A 19,472-nucleotide genomic window follows, 5' to 3' on the forward strand; every position below is an offset into this window, starting at 1 on the left:
GGGCCGGCTAGTGGATGTGGCTGCCGCCGTTGATGTCGATGGTGGTGCCGGTGAGGTAGGCGGAGTCCTCGGAGGACAGGAAGGTGATCACGGAGGCCACTTCTTCGGTGGTGGCGTTGCGGCCCAGCGGGATGCCGGCGTTGATGGCTGCTTCCTGTTCCTCGGTGCTGCCCACGCGGATGTTGGTGTCCACCGCACCCGGAGTGATGGCATTGACGGTGACGCCGGTGGTGCCGAGTTCACGGGCCAGGGCCTTGGTGAAGCCCAGGATGGCGGCCTTGGCAGCGGAGTAGGGAACCTTGCCGAAGACGCCGCCGCCGCGCTGGGCGGAGACGGAGGACATGTTGACGATCCGGCCCCAGCCGTTGTCGATCATGGCGGGCAGGAAGGCCTTGGTCACCAGGTAGGTGCCGGTGGCGTTGACGTCCATGACCTTGTGCCACAGCTCGAGGGTGGTTTCCAGGAATGGCACCGGGGAGGTGATGCCGGCGATGTTGGCCAGGGCGCCGACGGGCGGGAGGTTGCCGGCTGCCACTTCGGCGGCGACGGCGGCCTGGGCGGCGGTGACGGAGGCTTCGTTGGCGACGTCGATCTCGTGGCCGAACGCGGGGACATTGAATTCGTTGCCGATTTCGGCTGCGACCTTGGCGGACTTCTCGCCGTCGAGGTCCAGGATGGCGATGCCCCAGCCCTCACGGGCGTAACGGCGGGCGCTGGTGATGCCGATGCCCCGGTCCGAAGTTGCTCCGGTGAGGACGGCGGTGCGCTGGATGGCGGTCATGGTGGTGCTCCTTGGGGTGTGTGCAGGTCAGATGAGGTCGGTGATGAAGCTTGCAGCCTTGGCGGCGGCGGCCGGGCGTTCGTCATGGGTGACGTCCCGGGTTTCCAGTTCGAGCGAGAAGTGGCCGGCGTAGCCGTCGGCCGCGAGACGCTTCAGGCCCCCGGCGAAGTCGGCGTTACCGTTGCCGATGCTGAGGTTGATGTTCCCGGGCACGGCGTCGCGCAGGTGGACGTGGCTGATGCGTCCCGCATGAACGTCCAGATAGTCCTGGATGTCCTCGCCGGCGGCGGTGATGTGGCTGAAGTCCATGACGATTCCGACGCCGGATCCGGCCAGCCGTTCGGCCAGCAGTCCCGCACGTTCCAGGTTCCAGCAGAACCGCAGGAAGTGCAGGGACTCGGTCCAGAGTTCGACGCCGAACCCTGCAGCGCGCCGGGCCGCAGCCGCGAGCTGCCCGGCAATGAGGTCCAGGTCTTCCTCGACGCTCCGGACCGGGTTGTGATCGAGGGCGCCGCAGGGCAGCACCAGGGCGTTGGCCCCGATGTTGGCAGTGAGGGTGAGCAGGGCGTCCAGGTGGCGCCGCCTGGCGTCCTGTCCATTGGAGTCGAGGACTGCGTTCAAGTCCCCTATGTCGCCGTTCACTGAGCGGACCCGCAGACCGGAAGCGATGACTTCCTGCGACACCGCCGCCACGGCGGCCTCGTCAAGTTCGTAGGGGACGTGGTCGCAGACCCCGGGCAGGGCGCCCAGATCGATCTCTTCGAATCCCAGACCCTTCATGGTGCCCAGGGCAGTGCCCAGGTCCTGGTGCCGGAAGCTGATGGATGAGCACCCAAGTCTGGAATGGAACATCATTGATCCTTTGAATCGTGCCGAGCGGTAGTGATGGGCACCACAGTACTGGCGTTAACTGTCAACAGTCAACTCTGAAAGTCGACTGTTGACAGTGAAGATGAGGTGCGTCACACTGGGTCGTACCAATTTGTTAACAGTCGACAGCGGCGGACCTTCCACAGCCGCTTTTCGAAAGGGAACCACCATGAGCAAAGATGCTCTGACCATGCGCGGCCCGGTCCACGGCACCAAGGACGCCCGCCGAGTTGCCATCGGATCCGGCGTGGGGGCCGTCATCGAGACGTATGACTTCATCGGCTTCGGCACCGCTGCCGCACTGTATTTCGGCACCGCCTTCTTCCCCGGCAGCGATCCCGTCACGGGGACCCTCGCCTCCTTCGCCACCTTGGGCGTCGGCTTTGCGGCCCGTCCGCTGGGCGGCATCATCGGCGGGCACCTGGGCGACAAGGTGGGCCGCAAGCCCGTCCTGGTCTCCTCGCTGATCCTGATGGGCCTGGCCACCTTCGCCATCGGCCTGCTCCCCACCTACGCCGCCGTCGGCCTGTTGGCTCCGGCACTGCTGGTCTTCGTCCGCATCGTCCAGGGCCTGGCCTTCGGCGCGGAGTGGGGCGGCGCCATCCTGATGAGCTACGAGCATGCGCCGTGGAAGACCAAGGGCAAGTACACCGGCATTGTCCAGGCCGGCTTCCCGGTGGGCCTGCTGCTGGCCAACCTGACGTTCCTCGCAAGCGCCGGCCTCGGCGGTGAACTTGCCTGGCGCATCCCGTTCCTGGCCAGCATCGTGCTGGTCGCCGTCGGCCTGGTCATCCGGTCCAAGGTTCCCGAGTCCCCCGTTTTCGACGAGGTCAAGGACAGCGGCACCATCGTCAAGGCACCCATCGTCGAGGTCCTCAAGACGGACTGGCGCAACATCGTCAAGGGCATCGGCCTGCGCATCGCCGAGACCGCCGGTTACGCCGTATCCATCACCTACATGATTTCCTACCTCAACAGCCAGCACTTGGCGGACAAGACCCAAACCCTCGTCGCCCTCTGCATCGCCTCCGCCATCGGCATCTTCGCCACCCAGGCCTGGGCGGCACTGACGGACCGCATCGGCCGCCGTCCCCTCTATGTCTGGTCCACGGCCTTCGCCGCACTGTTCGCGATCCCCATGTTCCTGCTGGTCAACACCGGCCTGTTCATCGCCATCATCCTCACCATCGTGATCTCCTACGCGGTCTGCCAGAACTCTCTGGCCGGTGCCCAGGGCGCCTGGTTCCCCGAGCTCTTCCAGGCCAAGACCCGCGCCTCCGGCGCCAGCCTGGCCTACCAGATCTCCGCCATGGTGTCCGGCTTCACACCGTTCATCACCACCTTGCTGTTCGTCAGCTTCGGCTGGATGGGCCCGGCGCTGCTCTTCGGCGCCTACGCCCTGATCGGCCTATGGGCCGCGGTCGCCACCCGGGAAACCTGGGGCAAGCGGGAACGGCAGCTCGCAGACGAAGCCACCAAAAGCACCCCCAACACGGTCAACGCCTGAATGACCACCACGCACCAGAGAATCACGGAGCACGCAATGCCTACAGAAACCGTCCAGGACGCCGCCCCGCAGGGACAGACATATCAGGCTGGGGTGACCCCGGAGCGGGTGGACAAGATCAGCGCCGCCGCGTACCGCATCCGGCACCACGCCCTGAACATGGGCGAAGTCCAGGGCCAGGGCTACGTGGGGCAGGCCCTGGGCGCCGCGGACATGCTGGCCACCGTCTACGGGGACCAGCTGCGGTTCAGGGCGGAGGACCCGCACTGGGAGGCCCGCGACCGGTTCCTGCTTTCCACCGGCCACTACGCGATCGGCCACTACGCCGCCCTCGCCGAGGCCGGCATCGTCCCGGTCCAGGAGCTGGAAACCTATGGTTCGGATGACTCGCGGCTGCCGATGTCCGGGATGTCCACCTACACCCCCGGCATGGAAATCTCCGGCGGCTCCCTGGGCCACGGGCTGACCATCGCCGTCGGCATGGCCCTGGGCCTCCGCTACCAGGGCTCCAACGCCCGGGTGTTCAACTTCCTCTCCGACGGCGAACTCGATGAGGGCGCCACCTGGGAGGCCGCCATGGGCGCGCACCACCACCAGCTGGGCAACCTCACCGCCATGGTGGACATCAATGCCCTGCAGGCCGACGGCAAGACCGACACCGTGCTCCGCACCGAGCCGGTCACCGAAAAGTGGGAATCGTTCGGCTGGTACACCCAGCGCGTGGACGGGAACGACGTCGGCGCGCTGCTGGCAGCGTTCGACAACGCAGCCGCCCAGGCCGCCGCAGTCGGGCGTCCCTCCGTGATCCTGTGCGACACCAAGGTGGGCCGCGGCGTTCCCCTGCTGGAGGAGCGCGAAAAAGCGCACTTCATGCGCATCGAAGAACACGAATGGCAGGTCTGCCGCGAGCAGCTCACCGCCGGATATGAAGGAAAGGCTTCAGCATGAGCACCACCACGACGACGGCCACGCCCGCCAAGCCCAAGCTGAAGACCTCGGCGATGATCGCCTCCTTCGCGGACCCCGGCCAGAAGACGTCCTCCGCGCCGTTCGGGCACGCCCTGGTCAAGGCCGCGCAGGAGAACGACAGGATCGTGGGCCTGACCGCGGACCTGGGCAAATACACGGACATGTACATCTTCGCCCAGGCCTTCCCGGAACGGTTCTTCCAGATGGGCATGGCAGAGCAGTTGCTCTTCGGCGCCGCGGCCGGCCTGGCCGAAACCGGGCTGGTCCCGTTCGCGTCCACCTATTCGGTGTTCGCGGCCCGCCGCGCCTACGACTTCCTGTGCCTGGACGCTGCCGAACCAAACCTGAACGTCAACATCGTGGGCGGCCTGCCCGGCCTCACCACCGGGTACGGGCCCAGCCACCAGGCCACCGAGGACATGGCGATCTTCCGCGGCATGCCCAACCTGACCATCGTGGACCCCTGCGACTCGGTGGACATCGAGCAGGCGGTGCCGCAGCTCGCAGCGAGCGAGGGGCCCACCTACCTGCGACTGCTGCGCGGCAACGTGCCCACCGTCCTTGACGAGTACGGCTACACCTTCGAGCTGGGCAAGGCCAAGGTGCTGCGTGGCGGCAACGACGTCGTGTTCATCTCCTCCGGCCTGATGACCATGCGCGCCCTCCAGGCAGCCAAGGCGCTGGCGGCCCACAACGTGGACGTCGCCGTCGTACACACCCCCACCATCAAACCGTTCGACGCCGAAACCGTCCTCGCGGAGATCAATACCGGCCGCCTCGCCGTCACGCTGGAAAACCATTCCGTGGTGGGTGGACTGTTCGAAACCGTCGCCTCCGCCGTGGTCACCGCGGGCCTGGGCAAGCGCGTGGTGCCCGTGGCACTACCGGACCAGTTCCTCGATGCCGGCGCCCTGCCCACCCTGCACGACCGCTACGGCCTGGCCACGGACCGCATCGTCGCCAAGGTCCTGGCCGAACTCGGCTAAAGGCAAGCCACCCCATGAAAATGCACGGCACCGGTCCCAAGCCGGTGCCGTGCATTCTGCCGTACTATCGAAACTACTCCCGACTGTAGACAGTCGACTTATGACATTGAGGACAGAAGCCATGGCCGGACTGACCGCCCCGTTGCTGGGACTGGAAAAGAAGAGCCTCCGCGAGCAGGCGCTCTCGGCGCTGCGGACCGCCATCACCAGCGGAGAGCTGGAACCCGGGCGCCACTTGGTGGAAACCGAACTGTCCGAGATGTTGCAGATCAGCCGCGGCACCCTGCGCGAAGCCCTCCGCCAGCTTGAACAGGAGGGCCTGCTCTCCGCTGGGCCCCGCGGCAGGCTGTCCGTCCGCCACCTGGACGAAAAGGAAATCCGGGACATCTACTCCGTCCGCGCCGCCTTGGAGTCCCTCGCGGCCCGGACCCTGTGCGAACTGCCCGACCGGCAACAGGTCACCGACTCGCTGCACAAGGCCATTGACGCCATGGATGCCGCAGCCAGCGGCACCCTGGAGGAACGGATCGAATCCGACCTTGAATTCCACCGCACGCTGTGCCGGCTCACCGGCAACGAAACGCTCCTCCACTCCTGGGAGTCCCTGGAGGGCTCCATCCGGATGTCCATCATGTTCGCCGGCCTGGAAAAAGGCGTCCGCAACATGAGCGTGGACCGGCACAAGGACATCGTCGCCGCCATTGATACCGGCGACGCCGCGCTGGCCCGGAAGACCATCCTGGAACACATGGACACCGCGGCCGCCAACCTGGTGGCATAGCCCGTCGGCGGCACCAAAAACCGCGCCGTCTGGGCCCGTTTGGGAATCCTCGAAAGCTCCCGGCCGTTAACCTACTGTGCGGTAGAGTGCCGCAGCGTTAACGAGGGACGGTATGACCGCAAAGTTTGTGTCAGTTGAGGACGACGCCGGGAAGATCACCCGGTATGCCCGCCACGACAACGGCGGCGGCCTCATCGCTCCAGGAGCGAAGGTGGCCGAGAGCGCACGGATCGGCCCCATGACCTACGTGGAGCACGGTGCGCAGGTGGGTGCGGGCTGCAGGATCGGGCACGGCAGCTGGATTGACCGTGACGCAAGGATCGGTGACCGGACGGTGATCGGCGACGGTGTGCGCATCGGTCGTGGCACAGTCATTGGCAACCGGGTCCATATTGGCAGCCATTCCAGGATCGGCTCCGGCGTCCTGGTGGAGCACGGCGCCCACCTGGTCACGGACAGCACCGTACCCGATGGCAGCGAAGTCCTCGCCGGGGCGCACTCGCGCTTGGCCGCCACCGCGCACCGGCCGCACCGCAAAGCCAAGGGAAAGCTCGCGGCGTAGCTCCGGCCTTTGCTGGGAGGCGCGCCGGGGCGGTCAGGGAACCGTACTGGCGCGCACCACCAGTTCCGCCGGATAGACCACCGGGTCCATGTGCTCCCCGGGGGATCCGATCGCGCTGACCAGGAGTTGTCCTGCCGCAGAAGCCATGTCCACCATGGGGTGCGCCACTGTAGTGAGTCCCAAGCCGTTTGATGCCTGGATGGCGTGGTTGTCGAAGCCCACCACTGCCACATCCTCCGGTACCCGCCGGCCCGTGCCCCGAAGGGCATCCACGACGCCGAGGGCCATGAGGTCGGAGGCGGCGAAAATCCCGTCCACTCCGGGCGCCTGGGCCAGCAGGCGCCCGGCCGCGGCGGCGCCTCCCGTCGTCGTAAAGTCCCCGTGGATGACGGGCCCGGGCTGCAGGCCCGCGTCCTTGAGTCCCTGCAGCCAGCCGTCAAGGCGGTCGACGGCGGCCGTCATGTCGGTGGGCCCGGCAACACTTGCCAGCGTGCTGCGGCCCAAGGACGCCAGGTGCCGGGCTGCCAGCCGGCCGCCCTCGAAGTTGTCCAGGTCCACGTAGGGGATTCCCGCTCCCGTGTCCCAGGGCCTGCCGATGAAGACGGTGGGCAGCCCCGTGGCACCCAAGGTCTCCACCCAGTCATCGGCGCGGTGGTGGGACACCACGATGGCACCGTCCACGTGCCCGCCGCGCAGGTAGCGGAGGGTCCGGGCGGAGTCGTCCCCGGCCCGGGACATCAGGAGCACCAACTGCAGGTCGGTGCCGCGCAGTGCTTCATTGACGCCCGTGATCACGGCAGCGAAGTAGGGGTCCATCATGACCCGGGCGTCAGGTTCAGGGATGACCAGCGCCACCGAACCGGCGCGCCGGGTGACCAAGCTCCGTGCAGCGCGGTTCGGTGTGTAGCCCAACGCCACGATTGCGGCATCGACGGCGGCCTGGGCGTGCGCACTCACCTTGGACCCGCCGTTGATGGCGCGGGATGCGGTGGAACGGGATACCCCGGCGGCCGACGCCAGGTCCTCCAGCGTGGGACTGGGCCGCCCTGCTCCTGGCGTGCCCGGGCGGCTGGAGTTTGCGTTCATTCCACCGACAATACGACACCGAGGGTGCGTGGGAGCGCTCCCGAAAAGCCTTGCCTGGGCAAAAACGCAATGCTACGCTTCCCCGACGGGAGCGCTCCCACCACTCGGCCCGGCTGCCCCAGTTGCCCTGGCCGTCCACCCCATCACCGACAGGACCAGCAATGCCGCTAGCCCCACGCCCTGATACAGCCAACCCCGTATTGTTACCGCGCCTGCACCGGGCCGGGACGATTGCGGCCGCCGCCGCCTTGCTCATGGGTCTCTTCGCCGCCGGCGGGGCAGCACCCGCGCAGGCCGCAGCACCGGCCCTGGGCCCGGCAGCCCAGGCACCGGCGTCGCCAGTGCCCCCAGCCCCAGCACCGGCTGCAGGACACCCCTTCGGACCCAACACCTACGTTTTCGATCCCGGCATGCCGGTGGCCCAGATCCAGGCCAGGGTGGATACCATTGCGGCGCAGCAGGTGGACGACGAAATGGGGAGCAAACGCTATTCCCTGCTCTTCAAGCCCGGCACCTACGGCACGCCCCAAGAGCCGCTGATCATCCAGGTGGGGTATTCCACCGAGGTTGCGGGCCTGGGCGCTGCCCCCACCGACGTCACCATCAACGGGCACGTGGACGTCTACAACCGGTGCCTGGCCGCTGACAACTGCATCGCGCTCAACAACTTCTGGCGCTCCTTGTCCAACCTCACCATCAACGTCACGGGCCTTGAGGGCTGCCGGAGCTCCGCCAACTTCTGGGCCGCCTCCCAGGCCTCCCCCATGCGCCGGGTCAACATCACCGGCGGCAACCTCTCCCTGATGGACTACTGCACGGCCGGTCCACAGTACGCCAGCGGCGGTTTCATCGCAGATTCAAAGACGGGCGCCGTCATCAATGGCTCCCAGCAGCAGTACCTGGTCCGCAACAGCAGCATCGGGAGTTGGTCCAACGGAGTCTGGAACCAGGTGTTCTCCGGGGCTAACGGGGCACCTGCCGATTCCTTTCCGAACCCGCCGTACACCACCTTGGACAGCACTCCCGTCAGCCGCGAGAAGCCCTACCTGACCGTGGATCCGGCCGGCCAGTACAGCGTCTTCGTACCGGCCATCCGCCGGGACGCGGCCGGGACCTCGTGGGAGAACGGCCCCACCGCGGGCCGCAGCATCCCCTTGACCGACTTCTACGTCGCGACGCCCGCCGATTCGGCGCAGGCCATCAACTCCCAGTTGGCCCGGGGAAAGAACCTGCTCCTGACCCCGGGGGTCTACGACGTTGACCGGAGCATCGAGGTCAAGCGGGCCGGAACCGTGGTCCTGGGACTCGGGATGGCAACCCTCACCGCCGTCAACGGCTCAGTTCCCCTGACGGTGGCAGATGTCCCCGGAGTGGACATCGCCGCCGTCACGGTGGACGCCGGCGAGGTGAATTCGCCCGCCCTGATGCGCATCGGGAAGGGCAATGGGCCGTCCAGCTCATCCGTGCACACCGATCCGGCAAACCCCACCACGCTCCATGATGTGTTCTTCCGCGTCGGTGGACCGCATAGCGGCAAAGCCTCGGTCAGCCTGGAAGTCAACAGCGACAACGTCCTTCTGGACCACATCTGGGCCTGGCGCGCCGACCATGGGAACGGCGTCGGCTGGACCACCAACACCGGTGCGAACGGTGTGATCGTCAACGGCAACAACGTCACGGCCACGGGCCTGTTCGTGGAGCACTACCAGCAGTACAACGTCATCTGGAATGGAGAAAGCGGGCGCACGGTCTTCTTCCAGAACGAGCTGCCCTACGACGCCCCCAACCAGGCCGCGTGGCAGCACGACGGGGTCCTGGGCTGGGCAGGCTACAAGGTGGCAGACTCCGTCAAGGCCCACGAGCTCTGGGGCGGCGGCAGCTACGTTTACACCAACGTCGACCCCAGCATCCACGCAACGAGGGGCTTTGAGGTGCCGGTAACGCCGGGCGTGAAGCTGCACAGCCTTTTGACGGTGAACCTCGGCGCAGGCACGCTCGATCACGTGGTCAACGACACGGGGGCACCGGTCTCAACCGACGCCGTGGGGGTTCCCAGCTACGTGGCCGATTTCGGCTGACCGGCTGATTCCGTCCGTTGCTGATTCTGTCCGTTAAGGTCCGGACCTGGCGGGGCGCGGTGCCGGTGGTACCGCGCCCCGTCACTTGGTCCGGAACGCCTTGCCCTTCAGCGCCGCGCCGGCCCATACGGCCAGCAGCAGGGCCACCAGCAGCAGGCCGGCGTCGCCCAGGTCGATCGATCCGAGCCACCCCGTCACGGGGTCGTCAAGGGCCAACGCGGCGTGCAGGAATCCGCCGAGCGTGATCACGGCAATGAACAGGGCGGACACGGCCGAGATGCCCGTGACCACGGCGTTGAAACCGAGCTTCCGCCGGGGGTCGTCCAGCGCGGAGCGGTACATCCGCAGCATGGCCATGCCGTTCACCGAGTCGCAGAGTGTCATCGCGGCGGCGAAGGCGACCGGCAGCGCAAGCAGGGCGAACGGGGGCACTCCGGCCAGCGAGGCCGCCGTCGTCATCATCAGCAGCCCGATGGTGGTGGCAGTGTCAAAGCCCAGGCCGAACAGGAACCCGATCACGTAGATGTTCCGCGGCCGGCGCACCCTGGACAGCGGCCGGGCCAGCAGCCGCGCCACCGCGCCCTGCGGTTCCAGGTCCCGGGGCTCGACGGCGGCGCCGTTGCGGGCGCGGCGGTAGGCGCCGGCGGAACGGACGAAGGCGGAGCCGTTGAACAGTCCCATGGCCAGCAGGAACAGGCCGGATACGCCGCTGCCGATCAGGCCCAGGACCAGGTTGCCGGCCGAACCGTCCTGCATCAGTCCGCCCACCAGGGATGCCCCCGCGATGACCAGCACCCCGGCGAGGGTCACCACGGAGCTGTGCCCCAGGCTGAAGGCGAAGCCAACGCTGACCGGGTCTTGACGCTGCGCCACGAACTTGCGGGTGGAGTTGTCGATGGCTGCCAGGTGGTCCCAGTCGTAGCTGTGCTTCACGCCGGCCAGGTAGGCGGTGAGGAACACGCCCCAGGTCAGCGGTTGGCTGCCGCCGCCGGCCGTGCCGGCGAGCAGGAGGACGACGGCGGCGGCGTGCATGGCGGCCACCGCGCCGAAAGTGAACAGCGCGCGGGCCCGGAGCGGCAGGAAGTCCCGGTCCCGGTAGAGGGCGGCGATGTTGGTCATCAGTGCTTCCTCAGGTCCAGCGGACCCTGGCCGTACCAGCGGCTGCGCAGGAAGTCGGTGCAGGACCGGAGCAGGCGGTTCAGTTCGTCGGTGCTGTTGGAGAGGCTCCGCAGAACCAGCCCGGAAGTCCCCGCAACTGGGCGGGTCAGTGAGATGCCGGTCAGCGCTTCGCGGCCGGCGGTGAGCCCGTGCAGGTCATCGGCGAGCGCTTGGTCCACCCTCGCATCCACCACCACCAGGGACCCGAGGTGGCTGTGGCCTTCCATGAATCCGAGCCCGGTGACGTCGTGCAGCGGTGGCCGGATCAGCAGGTTGTCCAGCGCCAGCAGGTGGGTTCCGCCGTCGGATTCGATGCGGATTTCGTTGCGCAGGCGCACTTCCCGGTATTGGAAAGCCGAACCGTCCGGCGACCAGCCGGGAGTGACCACCTCAGCCATGACCAAGGACGACGACGGCCGCAGGGTCACGGAGGTCCGCTGCCGGTAGCTGGCCTCGCGGTAGGCGATGAGCTGGTCCGGCATGAATTCCAGCCGCGCCGCCTCCCCCAGCCGCACCACCATCCGCTGCTCGGCAAAGGACCCGGGAGTCCGATATATCTTGGTAGCGGATTGGGTGGTCAACAGCAGGTCAGCCCCCTCCCCGACCTCCACATCCAACACGAAAAGATCCGCCCCAAGATAAGCCCCGCCAGGGTTCACCACGACGTAGCAAACCTGCCCGGAGTCATCAAGATAGTGCGGGCGGAGTACCCTCAAGGCACCCTGGTGGTACTGATGCGTGGCAAGGGACCGGCCGCCCCGCAAAGTGACGCCCAGCTCAAGCCGCCCCATAGGTGACTGTCCGTGGCTGGGTCCGGCGGCTTCGCCGGATTTGGGGCCGTGCCCGCTTCGCGGTGCCCGCCACGCCGCGGCCCCAAAATCCGGCCTCGCCGCCTCAGCGCGTACGTCACCTTCGGGCAAGTCCACGAGTGCCATGTCTAGTGCGCCAGATCGAGCATCAGGACGTCGTGCCGGATCCAGTCGATGACCTTGTCCAGGCCCTCGTCAGTTTTCAGGTTGGTGAAGCAAAACGGTTTGTTGCCTCGGAATTCCTTGGAATCCCGCTCCATGACGGCCAGGTCCGCACCGACGTGGGGTGCGAGGTCGGTTTTGTTGATGATGAAGAGGTCGGACTTGATCATGCCCTGGCCGGCTTTGCGGGGGATCTTTTCGCCTTGGGCCACGTCGATGATGTAGATGGAGAAGTCGACGAGTTCGGGGCTGAAGGTGGCGGAAAGGTTGTCGCCGCCGGATTCGACGAAGATGACTTGCAGGTCGGGGTGGCGGGTTTTGAGTTCCTCGATGGCGGCGGTGTTCATGGAGGTGTCTTCGCGGATGGCGGTGTGCGGGCAGCCGCCGGTTTCGACGCCGATGATCCGGTCCACGGGGAGGATGCCGTTGGCGGCAAGGATTTTGGCGTCCTCGATGGTGTAGATGTCGTTGGTGATGGCGGCCATGGAGATTTCCCCGCTCATGTGCCGGGTGAGCCGCTCCACGAGCTGGGTCTTGCCAGCTCCCACGGGTCCGCCGATGCCGATCTTGATGGGTTCAGACATGTGTCCTCCTTTGACTCAAAAGCACAGTATTTTCAAGCACGGTCAGCTCATGAACATGCGGGCACGTTGGCGTTCGTGCCTCATTTGCGAGATTTCCAGGCCGGGGCTGACGGCCCCAAGGTCGTCCGGCGTGAGGTGCGCGATCGTGTCGATGGCGGCAGCGACGTCGTCGTGCGCTGCCCGCAGCACCCGCTGCCCGGCGTTCTGGCCCAGCGGAATGGCGCGCACGGCGTTCTGCGTCAGCGAGGTGACGGTGGCGAAAAGGTAGGCGGCGAGCGCCTCCTGGAGCGGAACGTCCAGGGAGCGGGCGACGACGGCGAACGCGAGCGGCTGGTGCCCTGCGGCCCGGCCGTCACCCACCAGGTCCCGGTACAGTCCCAGCGCAGGTGAAGGAAACACCTCAGCCCCGATCTCCAGCAGCCGGAGCCCCATTTTGACGCTCGCCCCCCGAACCTGCCGCGGCAGGAGAGAAGCAGAAAGAAGAGAATCCAGCTCCCCCACATCAGCCCCTTCATAAAGGAACCGAATCGCCAGCCCATCCGAGTAAGTCAGCTGCTGCGACACAAAAGCGGACAGCCACACCCCAAAAGAAGCCTCATCAGCGACCACCCCGGCGTCGACATAGGTCTCGAACCCAAGCGAGTGGGCAAACGCCCCAGTAGGAAGCGCAGAGTCAGTGAGCTGCTGCAGCGCCAGCTGATAGCTGCCGACACTGGCGGTGGCGGGTGAAGGGGGCTGCGGCGTGGTGGGCACCGCGAAGCGGGCACAGCCCCCTTCACCCGCCACCGCACCCAAGGTGCCGCTGGTACTAGTGCGAGTGTTCAGCATGGCGGAAAGGCACAGGCATGACGCGTTCCTGGCAGGTGTAGGGCACCGAGTTGTGGCGGAGGTAGTCCTCGACGGTGTGGTCGTAGGCGCACACCATGACATCGGCCCCGTACTCGGAGGACGCGTCGAAGAACTGTGCCTGGAGGTGCCTGTTGCCGAGGGAGTGTGCGGTGACGCCCATTTCGTGGATGGTGCGGGGTGCGATGACCAGGACGTCGGTGGGCAGCACGGACACCACGATCATGTTGGCCTCTTCCACGTGGAGGATGTCGCCGTCGCGGAGGTCCCCGGAGCCGGCGGACAGTCGGATGCCGATCTCCTTGCCGTGGTCCGTGGTGGCGCGCTGGATGCGCTTGACCAGCTGGGAGCTGGGAAGCACCACCTTTTCCCGGTGCAGTCCGGCGTAGGTTTCGGGGTCCGGGAGGTCGTGCAGGTTGCCGAGGACTTTGTCGATGATCATGGGGTTTCTCCGGGCTCTAGAACAGGAAGTAGCGCTGCGCCATGGGCAGGACGTCGGAGGGTTCGCAGGTGACGTCCGCGCCGTCGACCGTCACCTGGTAGGTTTCCGGGTCCACCTGGATGTCCGGGGTTGCGTCGTTGTATTTGAGGTCGGCTTTGGTGAGGTTGCGGATGCCGGAAACGGGCCGGATGACCTTCTCCAGCCCCAATTCCCCGGGCACGCCGGCGTCGATCGCTGCCTGGGACAGGAAGGTGATGGAGGACTGCTGCACCGCCTTGCCGAACGTGGCGAACATGGGCCGCATGGTGCGTGGCTGCGGTGTGGGGATGGAAGCGTTCGCGTCTCCCATCAGGGCGTAGGCAATCTGGCCGCCCTTGAGCACCAGCTCAGGTTTGACCCCAAAGAAGGCCGGGTCCCAGAGCACGAGGTCGGCGAATTTGCCCACCTCCACCGAGCCCACCGAGTCCGCGATGCCCTGGGCGATGGCCGGGTTGATCGTGTACTTGGCCACGTAGCGCTTGAGCCGGAAGTTGTCGCTGCCTGGCGAGCCGTGGCTGCCCGGGCCGGTCCCGCCGTCGCCCTCGTCCAGGGCGCCGCGCTGCTTCTTCATCTTGTCCGCCACCTGCCAGGTGCGGGTGATGACCTCACCCACCCGGCCCATGGCCTGCGAGTCGGAGGAGGTAATGGAAAAAATGCCCAGGTCCTGCAGGACGTCCTCGGCGGCGATGGTCTCGGCCCGGATGCGGGAGTCCGCGAAGGCCACGTCCTCGGGGATGTCCGGGTTGAGGTGGTGGCACACCATGAGCATGTCCAGGTGCTCTTCGATCGTGTTGCGGGTGTAGGGCAGGGTGGGGTTGGTGGAGGCGGGCAGGACGTTGGGCATGCCGGCGATCTTGATGATGTCCGGCGCGTGGCCGCCGCCGGCGCCTTCGGTGTGGAAGGTGTGGATCACGCGCCCGTTGATGGCCCGGATGGTGTCCTCCACGAACCCGCACTCGTTCAGGGTGTCGGTGTGGATGGCCACCTGGACGTCGTATTCGTCGGCGACGGTGAGCGAGGTGTCTATCGAGGAGGTGGTGGATCCCCAGTCCTCGTGGACTTTCAGGCCGATGGCGCCGGCTCGGATCTGCTCGGCGAGGGGTTCGACGGCGGACGCGTGGCCTTTCCCGAACAGGCCGATGTTCATGGGCAGCCCTTCGGCTGCCTGCAGCATCCGCTGGATGTGCCACTTTCCGGGCGTCACGGTGGTGGCCTTGGTGCCTTCAGCCGGGCCGGTGCCGCCGCCGATCATGGTGGTCACGCCGCTGGCCAGGGCCGTGGGCACCTGATCCGGGGAGATGAAGTGGATGTGGGTGTCGATGCCGCCGGCGGTAAGGATTTTCCGTTCCCCGGCGATGATTTCAGTGCTGGCCCCGATGACGATGTCCACGCCGTCGGTGATCTGCGGGTTGCCCGCCTTGCCGATCCTGAAGATGTGCCCGTCCCTGATGGCCACGTCCGCTTTGTAGATGCCGGTGTAGTCAAGGATGACGGCGTTGGTGATGACGGTGTCGGGGATGTCTGCGCCCTGGACGTTCCCGTCCCTGGTGGCCTGGCCGTTCTGGCCCATGCCGTCGCGGATGACCTTGCCGCCGCCGAACACCACTTCCTCGCCGTAGGCGGTGAAGTCTTTTTCGATCTCGAGGAACAGGTCGGTGTCCGCCAGGCGGATCTTGTCCCCGGCGGTGGGGCCGTAGAGGTCCGCGTACTGCCGGCGTGGAATCTCGAAGCTCACTTTGCGCCCCCGTCCAGGCGGGTGCCGCCGTCGAGCTTTCCGTTGACGGCGTTGCTGAGTCCGTAGACCTCGCGTGCGCCGGCCAGTTCGATCAGCCGTACGCTGCGGGAGTCGCCGGGTTCGAACCGGGCGGCTGTTCCGGCCGGAATGTCCAGGCGCCGGCCGTAGGCCGCCTCCCGGTCGAAGGACAGGGCGGCGTTGGCCTCGGCGAAGTGGAAGTGGGAGCCCACCTGGACGGGCCGGTCACCGGTGTTGGTCACCGCAACGTCGATGGACTCCCGGCCGGGGTTCGCCGTCACGGGCTCGGGCCGGAGGATGTACTCGCCTGGGATCATTGCGGCGCTCCTTAGCGGATCGGGTTGTGGACGGTGACCAGCTTGGTGCCGTCGGGGAACGTGGCCTCGACCTGCACGTCATGGATCATCTCGGGCACCCCTTCCATGACGTCGTCACGGCCCAGCAGGGTGGTGCCGTAGCTCATGAGCTCGGCCACGGTCCTGCCGTCCCGGGCACCTTCGATCAGTTCGTAGCTGATGATGGCCACGGCTTCGGGGTAGTTGAGCTTGAGTCCCCGCCCCTGGCGGCGGCGGGCGAGGTCCGCGGCCACTACGATCAGGAGCTTTTCCTGCTCACGCGGCATCAGATGCATGGGGTTCCCTTCGACGGCCTGGGGCGTGCTGCCAGCCAGCCTAGGCCGGTCACGTTTCCGCCACGTTTCAGGTCCATCATCCGGACGGAACGCTAGGGTGCGGATTCCCGGATCTTCAGCTCGAACCCTGATTCCATGTGCACGCCCTGCCCGGATGTTTCGCGCCCGCCGATCCGGTCCAGCAGCAGGCTGATCGAACGCTCCGCGATCTCATCCATGCCTGGGGAGATGGTGGTCAGGGACGGGGACGCGAAACGGGCCTCGTCGATGTCGTCAAAGCCCGCGACCGCCACGTCCCCCGGCACGTTGACGCCCCTGATCAACAATTCGTGCATGGCGCCCAATGCCAGGACGTCGTTCAGGCCGAAAACGGCGTCGAACTGCACGCCCGAGGCCATCAGTCCCGCCACGGCGGCGGCACCTGTATCGCGGCGCCATTCGGCGGGGGCCACCAGGTCGGCGTCGAATTGGACGCCCGCCTGTTCCAGCGCCTTCCGGTACCCGTTCATGCGCAGTCCCGCGGTCCCGGTGGACTCCTCCGGGTGGGCGCCGATGACGGCGATGCGACGGCGGCCGGCCTGCAGCAGGTGGGTGGTCAGCGCAGCCGCGGCTTCCTCGTTCTTCATGGTGACCAGGTCGAAGCGGGGGTCCATGATGTGCTCGCCGAGCATCACCAGGGGTTTGGTGCCGGCGCGGCCGGCGATGGCGTCGGCGTCCAGCACCAGCGGGGTGAAGAGCAGCCCGTCGGTGAGCTGCCGGAACGTCCCGTGCAGGGCGCTGAGTTCAACGGAAGCCTCAGCGCCGGACTGCTCCACCAGCACCCGGTAGCCGCGGCGCGATGCGGCCTTCATCAGCCTGGACGCCAGTTCCGCGTAATAGGGCGCCGAGAGGTCGGAGAGCACCAGGCCCAGCATGGACGTCTTGCCCGAGCGCAGGCTTCGGGCGGTGAGGTTGGCCTCATACCCCAGTTCAGCAATGGCGTCCTGCACACGCTGCTTGGTGGCCGGGCGGATGAACTCGTAGTCGTTCAGGACGTTCGAGACCGTTTTGAGCGAAACGCCGGCCGCGCGGGCGACGTCGTTCATGGTGACTGCCATTAACGTTCTTTTCCTGCCTTCGCCGCCGCCTTGGCCGCTTGCTTGCTGGCCCGCACCTTGGCCAGGGATTCCGGGTCCACGATGTCCGCCACGGACAGGTAGGAGCCCTCTTCCCCGTAATGGCCGGCCGCTTCCCGCCAGCCGGGCGCGTCAAGGCCCCGCTGCTTGCCCAGCAGGGCCAGGAAGATCTTTGCTTTTTGCTCACCGAAGCCGGGCAGCGCCTTGAGCCGCTTCAACACCTCTGCACCGTCGGGTGAGCCCTTGGTCCAGATGGCTGCGGCGTCGCCGTCCCAGTGGTCCCGGACAGCCTCGGCGAGCGCCTGCACCCTGCCGGCCATGGATCCGGGGAAGCGGTGGACGGCGGGCCGTTCCTTGAAGATCTCCACGAATTCCGCGGGGTCGTGCCCGGCGATGGCCTCGGGCGTCAGGGTGCCCATCCGGGTCCTGATCTTTTCCGGTCCGGCGAAGGCCGATTCCATGGTGACCTGCTGGTCCAGCAGCATGCCGGTCAGCAGGGCGAAGGCGTCCTCACTCAACAACTTGTCCGCGGCGGGATCGCCCGTGATGTGCAGTTCCATGCCGTCCATCCTCCCACCTGCGGGCCGTCGTCGTCATGGGGACGCCTCCGCCCTGGCACGCGGCCCGGTCAGGCCTCCACGGCGAGCCGGATCATGGACCAGGACACGGCCGGGAGCTCGGCTGTCAGGTGTCCGCCGTCGGCCTTGGCCGTGACGTTCTCCGCCGGCAGGACGGAGCTGGAATCGTCGGCCGTGGCCTGCCAGTAGGGGTCCTTGTTGGAGTAGGTCAGCGCCTCGATGACCCGGACGTTGCCCAGTCCCCCGACGGCGGCGTCAAGGGTCAGTGCCCCGGCGGCCGAGCGGTTGACGGCGAACACCACCGCCTCGCCCTTTGCCGCGTCGTAGGTGGCGACGGCGGACAGGGCGGCGAAGTCGGCCGTCGTACCTCCGCTGACAAGGGGGGATTCGACGGCGAGTTGCAGGACCGTGCCGGACGCGTGCCGGGAGGTCAGGGCGAACGGGTGGAAGGTGGTCTGCTTCCAGGACCGGCCGCCGGGTTCGGTCATGATGGGGGCGATGACGTTCACCAGTTGCGCGAGGCTTGCCGAGTGGACGCGGTCCGTGTTCCGGAGCAGCGTGACCAGCAGGTCCCCCACCACCACGGCGTCGGCCACCGTGTAGGTGTCCTCCAACAGGACGGGGGCCACGGGCCAGTCGTTTCCGCTGGGGACTTTGGATTCGCCGCGGCTCATGTGCCAGACGTTCCATTCGTCGAAGGAGATGTTGACCTGTTTGGTGGACTTTCGGACGGACTTCACGTGGTCGATGTGGCTGACGATGTCGCGGATGAAGGCTTCCATCTTGTGCCCGGCGGCGAGGTGTTCCTGGAGGTCGCCGGAGTCTTCGAAGTACTGGTGCGCGGAGACCAGGTCCACCACGTCGTAGGTTTCGGTCAGGACCACACGCTCCCACTCACCGAACGTGGGCATCGTGGGGCCGGAGCTGCCGCAGGCCACGAGTTCCAGGCCGGGATCGATCATGCGCATTCCGCGGGCGGTGTCCGCGGCCAGCCTGCCGTACTCCTGGGCGTTCTTGTGCCCGATCTGCCAGGGGCCGTCCATTTCGTTGCCCAGGCACCACATCCTGATGCCGTAGCCGGTGGCGGCACCGTTGGCGCGTCGTTGCTCTGAGAGGGCGGTGCCGCCGTCGATGTTGCAGTACTCCAGCAGGTCAAGGGCCTCCTGGACGCCGCGGGTGCCCAGGTTGACGGCCATCATGGGCTCTACGCCTGCCTTCGCGGACCACTTGGCGAACTCGTCCACGCCTACGGAGTTGGGGTCGGTGGAGTGCCAGGCCAAATCCAGCCGGACGGGCCGCTGGTCCACCGGTCCCACGCCGTCCTCCCAACGGTATCCGGAGACGAAGTTGCCGCCGGGGTACCGCACCGTGGAGACGCCCAGTTCACGGGTGAGCTCAAGTACATCCTTCCGGAAGCCGTCCTCGTCGGCATCGGGGTGGTCCGGCTCGAAGATTCCGGTGTACACACAGCGCCCGAGGTGCTCAACGAAAGCGCCAAAGGTGCGCCGCCGGACGGGGCCCACGGTGTAGGCGGGATCGAGGGTGATCGTTGCCGGGGTGGATTCTGTTGGGGTCACGAAAACATCCTTGTGTCAGATTATTTACAACGTTATAGAAACATTCTTTGCGGTTCTGTCCGGCGAGTCAAGGAAACGGGGAAGTCCGTGGTGTTTCCCCTCTCCCCACATGCGCCCGGCGGGGCAGGGTCCCACCTGCGGCAATGGCCCGAAGGCAT

Annotated in this window: 20 protein-coding genes; 6 read left to right on the forward strand and 14 right to left on the reverse strand. The window is 66.9% G+C overall.

The features are described 5' to 3' along the window. Window positions 1-7: 7 nt before the first annotated feature. Window positions 8-781 (reverse strand): SDR family NAD(P)-dependent oxidoreductase, encoded by a 774-nt coding sequence (locus DFO47_RS07905; protein WP_133831270.1) that lies wholly within the window; start codon window positions 779-781, stop codon window positions 8-10. 27 nt (window positions 782-808) lie between these two features. Next, window positions 809-1,633 (reverse strand): sugar phosphate isomerase/epimerase, encoded by an 825-nt coding sequence (locus tag DFO47_RS07910; protein WP_018763233.1) that lies wholly within the window; start codon window positions 1,631-1,633, stop codon window positions 809-811. Between the two features lie 187 nt (window positions 1,634-1,820). Here DFO47_RS07910 and DFO47_RS07915 point away from each other — a divergent pair, with 187 nt between their 5' ends. From DFO47_RS07915 to DFO47_RS07935, 5 genes are all read left to right on the forward strand, one after another. Next, entirely contained in the window at window positions 1,821-3,158 is a 1,338-nt protein-coding gene (locus DFO47_RS07915) for an MFS transporter (protein WP_133831271.1), read from the forward strand. Between the two features lie 36 nt (window positions 3,159-3,194). Continuing rightward, window positions 3,195-4,106, forward strand: a complete 912-nt coding sequence (locus DFO47_RS07920) for a transketolase (RefSeq protein ID WP_133831272.1) — start codon at window positions 3,195-3,197, stop codon at window positions 4,104-4,106. Then, window positions 4,103-5,113 (forward strand): transketolase C-terminal domain-containing protein, encoded by a 1,011-nt coding sequence (locus DFO47_RS07925; RefSeq protein WP_133831273.1) that lies wholly within the window; start codon window positions 4,103-4,105, stop codon window positions 5,111-5,113. Before DFO47_RS07920 ends, DFO47_RS07925 begins: the two co-directional genes overlap by 4 nt. Before the next feature lie 121 nt (window positions 5,114-5,234). Continuing rightward, window positions 5,235-5,894 carry a GntR family transcriptional regulator gene (locus DFO47_RS07930; protein ID WP_109044021.1) on the forward strand — a complete coding sequence of 220 codons (660 nt, stop codon included), beginning with the start codon at window positions 5,235-5,237 and terminating at the stop codon, window positions 5,892-5,894. 112 nt (window positions 5,895-6,006) lie between these two features. After that, window positions 6,007-6,456: a transferase gene (locus DFO47_RS07935; RefSeq protein ID WP_109044022.1), complete on the forward strand. Its 450-nt coding sequence runs from the start codon at window positions 6,007-6,009 to the stop codon at window positions 6,454-6,456. 33 nt (window positions 6,457-6,489) lie between these two features. On the opposite strand, the gene DFO47_RS07940 is transcribed toward DFO47_RS07935, so the two are convergent. Next, entirely contained in the window at window positions 6,490-7,542 is a 1,053-nt protein-coding gene (locus DFO47_RS07940; RefSeq protein WP_133831274.1) for a LacI family DNA-binding transcriptional regulator, read from the reverse strand. Between the two features lie 254 nt (window positions 7,543-7,796). On the opposite strand from DFO47_RS07940, the gene DFO47_RS07945 reads away from it, so the two are divergent. Next, on the forward strand, window positions 7,797-9,620 hold the full coding sequence (locus DFO47_RS07945) for an adenylyl cyclase (protein WP_133831450.1): 1,824 nt from the start codon (window positions 7,797-7,799) through the stop codon (window positions 9,618-9,620). An 81-nt stretch (window positions 9,621-9,701) separates the two neighbouring features. Here DFO47_RS07945 and DFO47_RS07950 read toward each other — a convergent pair whose 3' ends face one another. The 11 genes from DFO47_RS07950 to DFO47_RS08000 form a co-directional block, all read right to left on the reverse strand. Next, a complete protein-coding gene (locus DFO47_RS07950) occupies window positions 9,702-10,739 on the reverse strand; it encodes a nickel transporter (RefSeq protein WP_133831275.1) in 1,038 nt (345 codons plus the stop codon). Next, window positions 10,739-11,569, reverse strand: a complete 831-nt coding sequence (locus tag DFO47_RS07955; RefSeq protein WP_243835388.1) for an urease accessory protein UreD — start codon at window positions 11,567-11,569, stop codon at window positions 10,739-10,741. Before DFO47_RS07955 ends, DFO47_RS07950 begins: the two co-directional genes overlap by 1 nt. 146 nt (window positions 11,570-11,715) lie before the next feature. Next, window positions 11,716-12,333: an urease accessory protein UreG gene (gene ureG, locus DFO47_RS07960; protein WP_133831276.1), complete on the reverse strand. Its 618-nt coding sequence runs from the start codon at window positions 12,331-12,333 to the stop codon at window positions 11,716-11,718. A gap of 42 nt (window positions 12,334-12,375) precedes the next feature. After that, entirely contained in the window at window positions 12,376-13,086 is a 711-nt protein-coding gene (locus DFO47_RS07965) for an urease accessory protein UreF (protein ID WP_133831452.1), read from the reverse strand. Window positions 13,087-13,141: 55 nt separating this feature from the next. After that, complete coding sequence (gene ureE / locus DFO47_RS07970; protein WP_133831277.1) at window positions 13,142-13,621, reverse strand: urease accessory protein UreE; 480 nt, start codon at window positions 13,619-13,621, stop codon at window positions 13,142-13,144. A 16-nt stretch (window positions 13,622-13,637) separates the two neighbouring features. Then, complete coding sequence (gene ureC, locus DFO47_RS07975) at window positions 13,638-15,395, reverse strand: urease subunit alpha (protein ID WP_133831278.1); 1,758 nt, start codon at window positions 15,393-15,395, stop codon at window positions 13,638-13,640. Then, complete coding sequence (locus DFO47_RS07980; protein WP_018763218.1) at window positions 15,392-15,730, reverse strand: urease subunit beta; 339 nt, start codon at window positions 15,728-15,730, stop codon at window positions 15,392-15,394. The genes ureC and DFO47_RS07980 overlap by 4 nt, the downstream gene beginning before the upstream one ends. An 11-nt stretch (window positions 15,731-15,741) precedes the next feature. Continuing rightward, window positions 15,742-16,044, reverse strand: coding sequence for an urease subunit gamma (locus DFO47_RS07985; protein WP_018763217.1), 303 nt, complete (start codon window positions 16,042-16,044; stop codon window positions 15,742-15,744). Window positions 16,045-16,136: 92 nt separating this feature from the next. Then, the gene (locus DFO47_RS07990; RefSeq protein WP_133831279.1) at window positions 16,137-17,141 is read right to left on the reverse strand and encodes a LacI family DNA-binding transcriptional regulator; all 1,005 of its coding nucleotides are present in this window, start codon (window positions 17,139-17,141) and stop codon (window positions 16,137-16,139) included. Beyond that, the gene (locus DFO47_RS07995) at window positions 17,141-17,728 is read right to left on the reverse strand and encodes an HhH-GPD-type base excision DNA repair protein (RefSeq protein WP_018763215.1); all 588 of its coding nucleotides are present in this window, start codon (window positions 17,726-17,728) and stop codon (window positions 17,141-17,143) included. The genes DFO47_RS07990 and DFO47_RS07995 overlap by 1 nt, the downstream gene beginning before the upstream one ends. A 59-nt stretch (window positions 17,729-17,787) precedes the next feature. After that, a complete protein-coding gene (locus DFO47_RS08000; RefSeq protein WP_133831280.1) occupies window positions 17,788-19,314 on the reverse strand; it encodes an alpha-N-arabinofuranosidase in 1,527 nt (508 codons plus the stop codon). Window positions 19,315-19,472: the final 158 nt, after the last annotated feature.

The sequence above is a fragment of the Arthrobacter sp. AG258 genome (genome assembly GCF_004364695.1).
GTDB lineage: Bacteria > Actinomycetota > Actinomycetes > Actinomycetales > Micrococcaceae > Arthrobacter.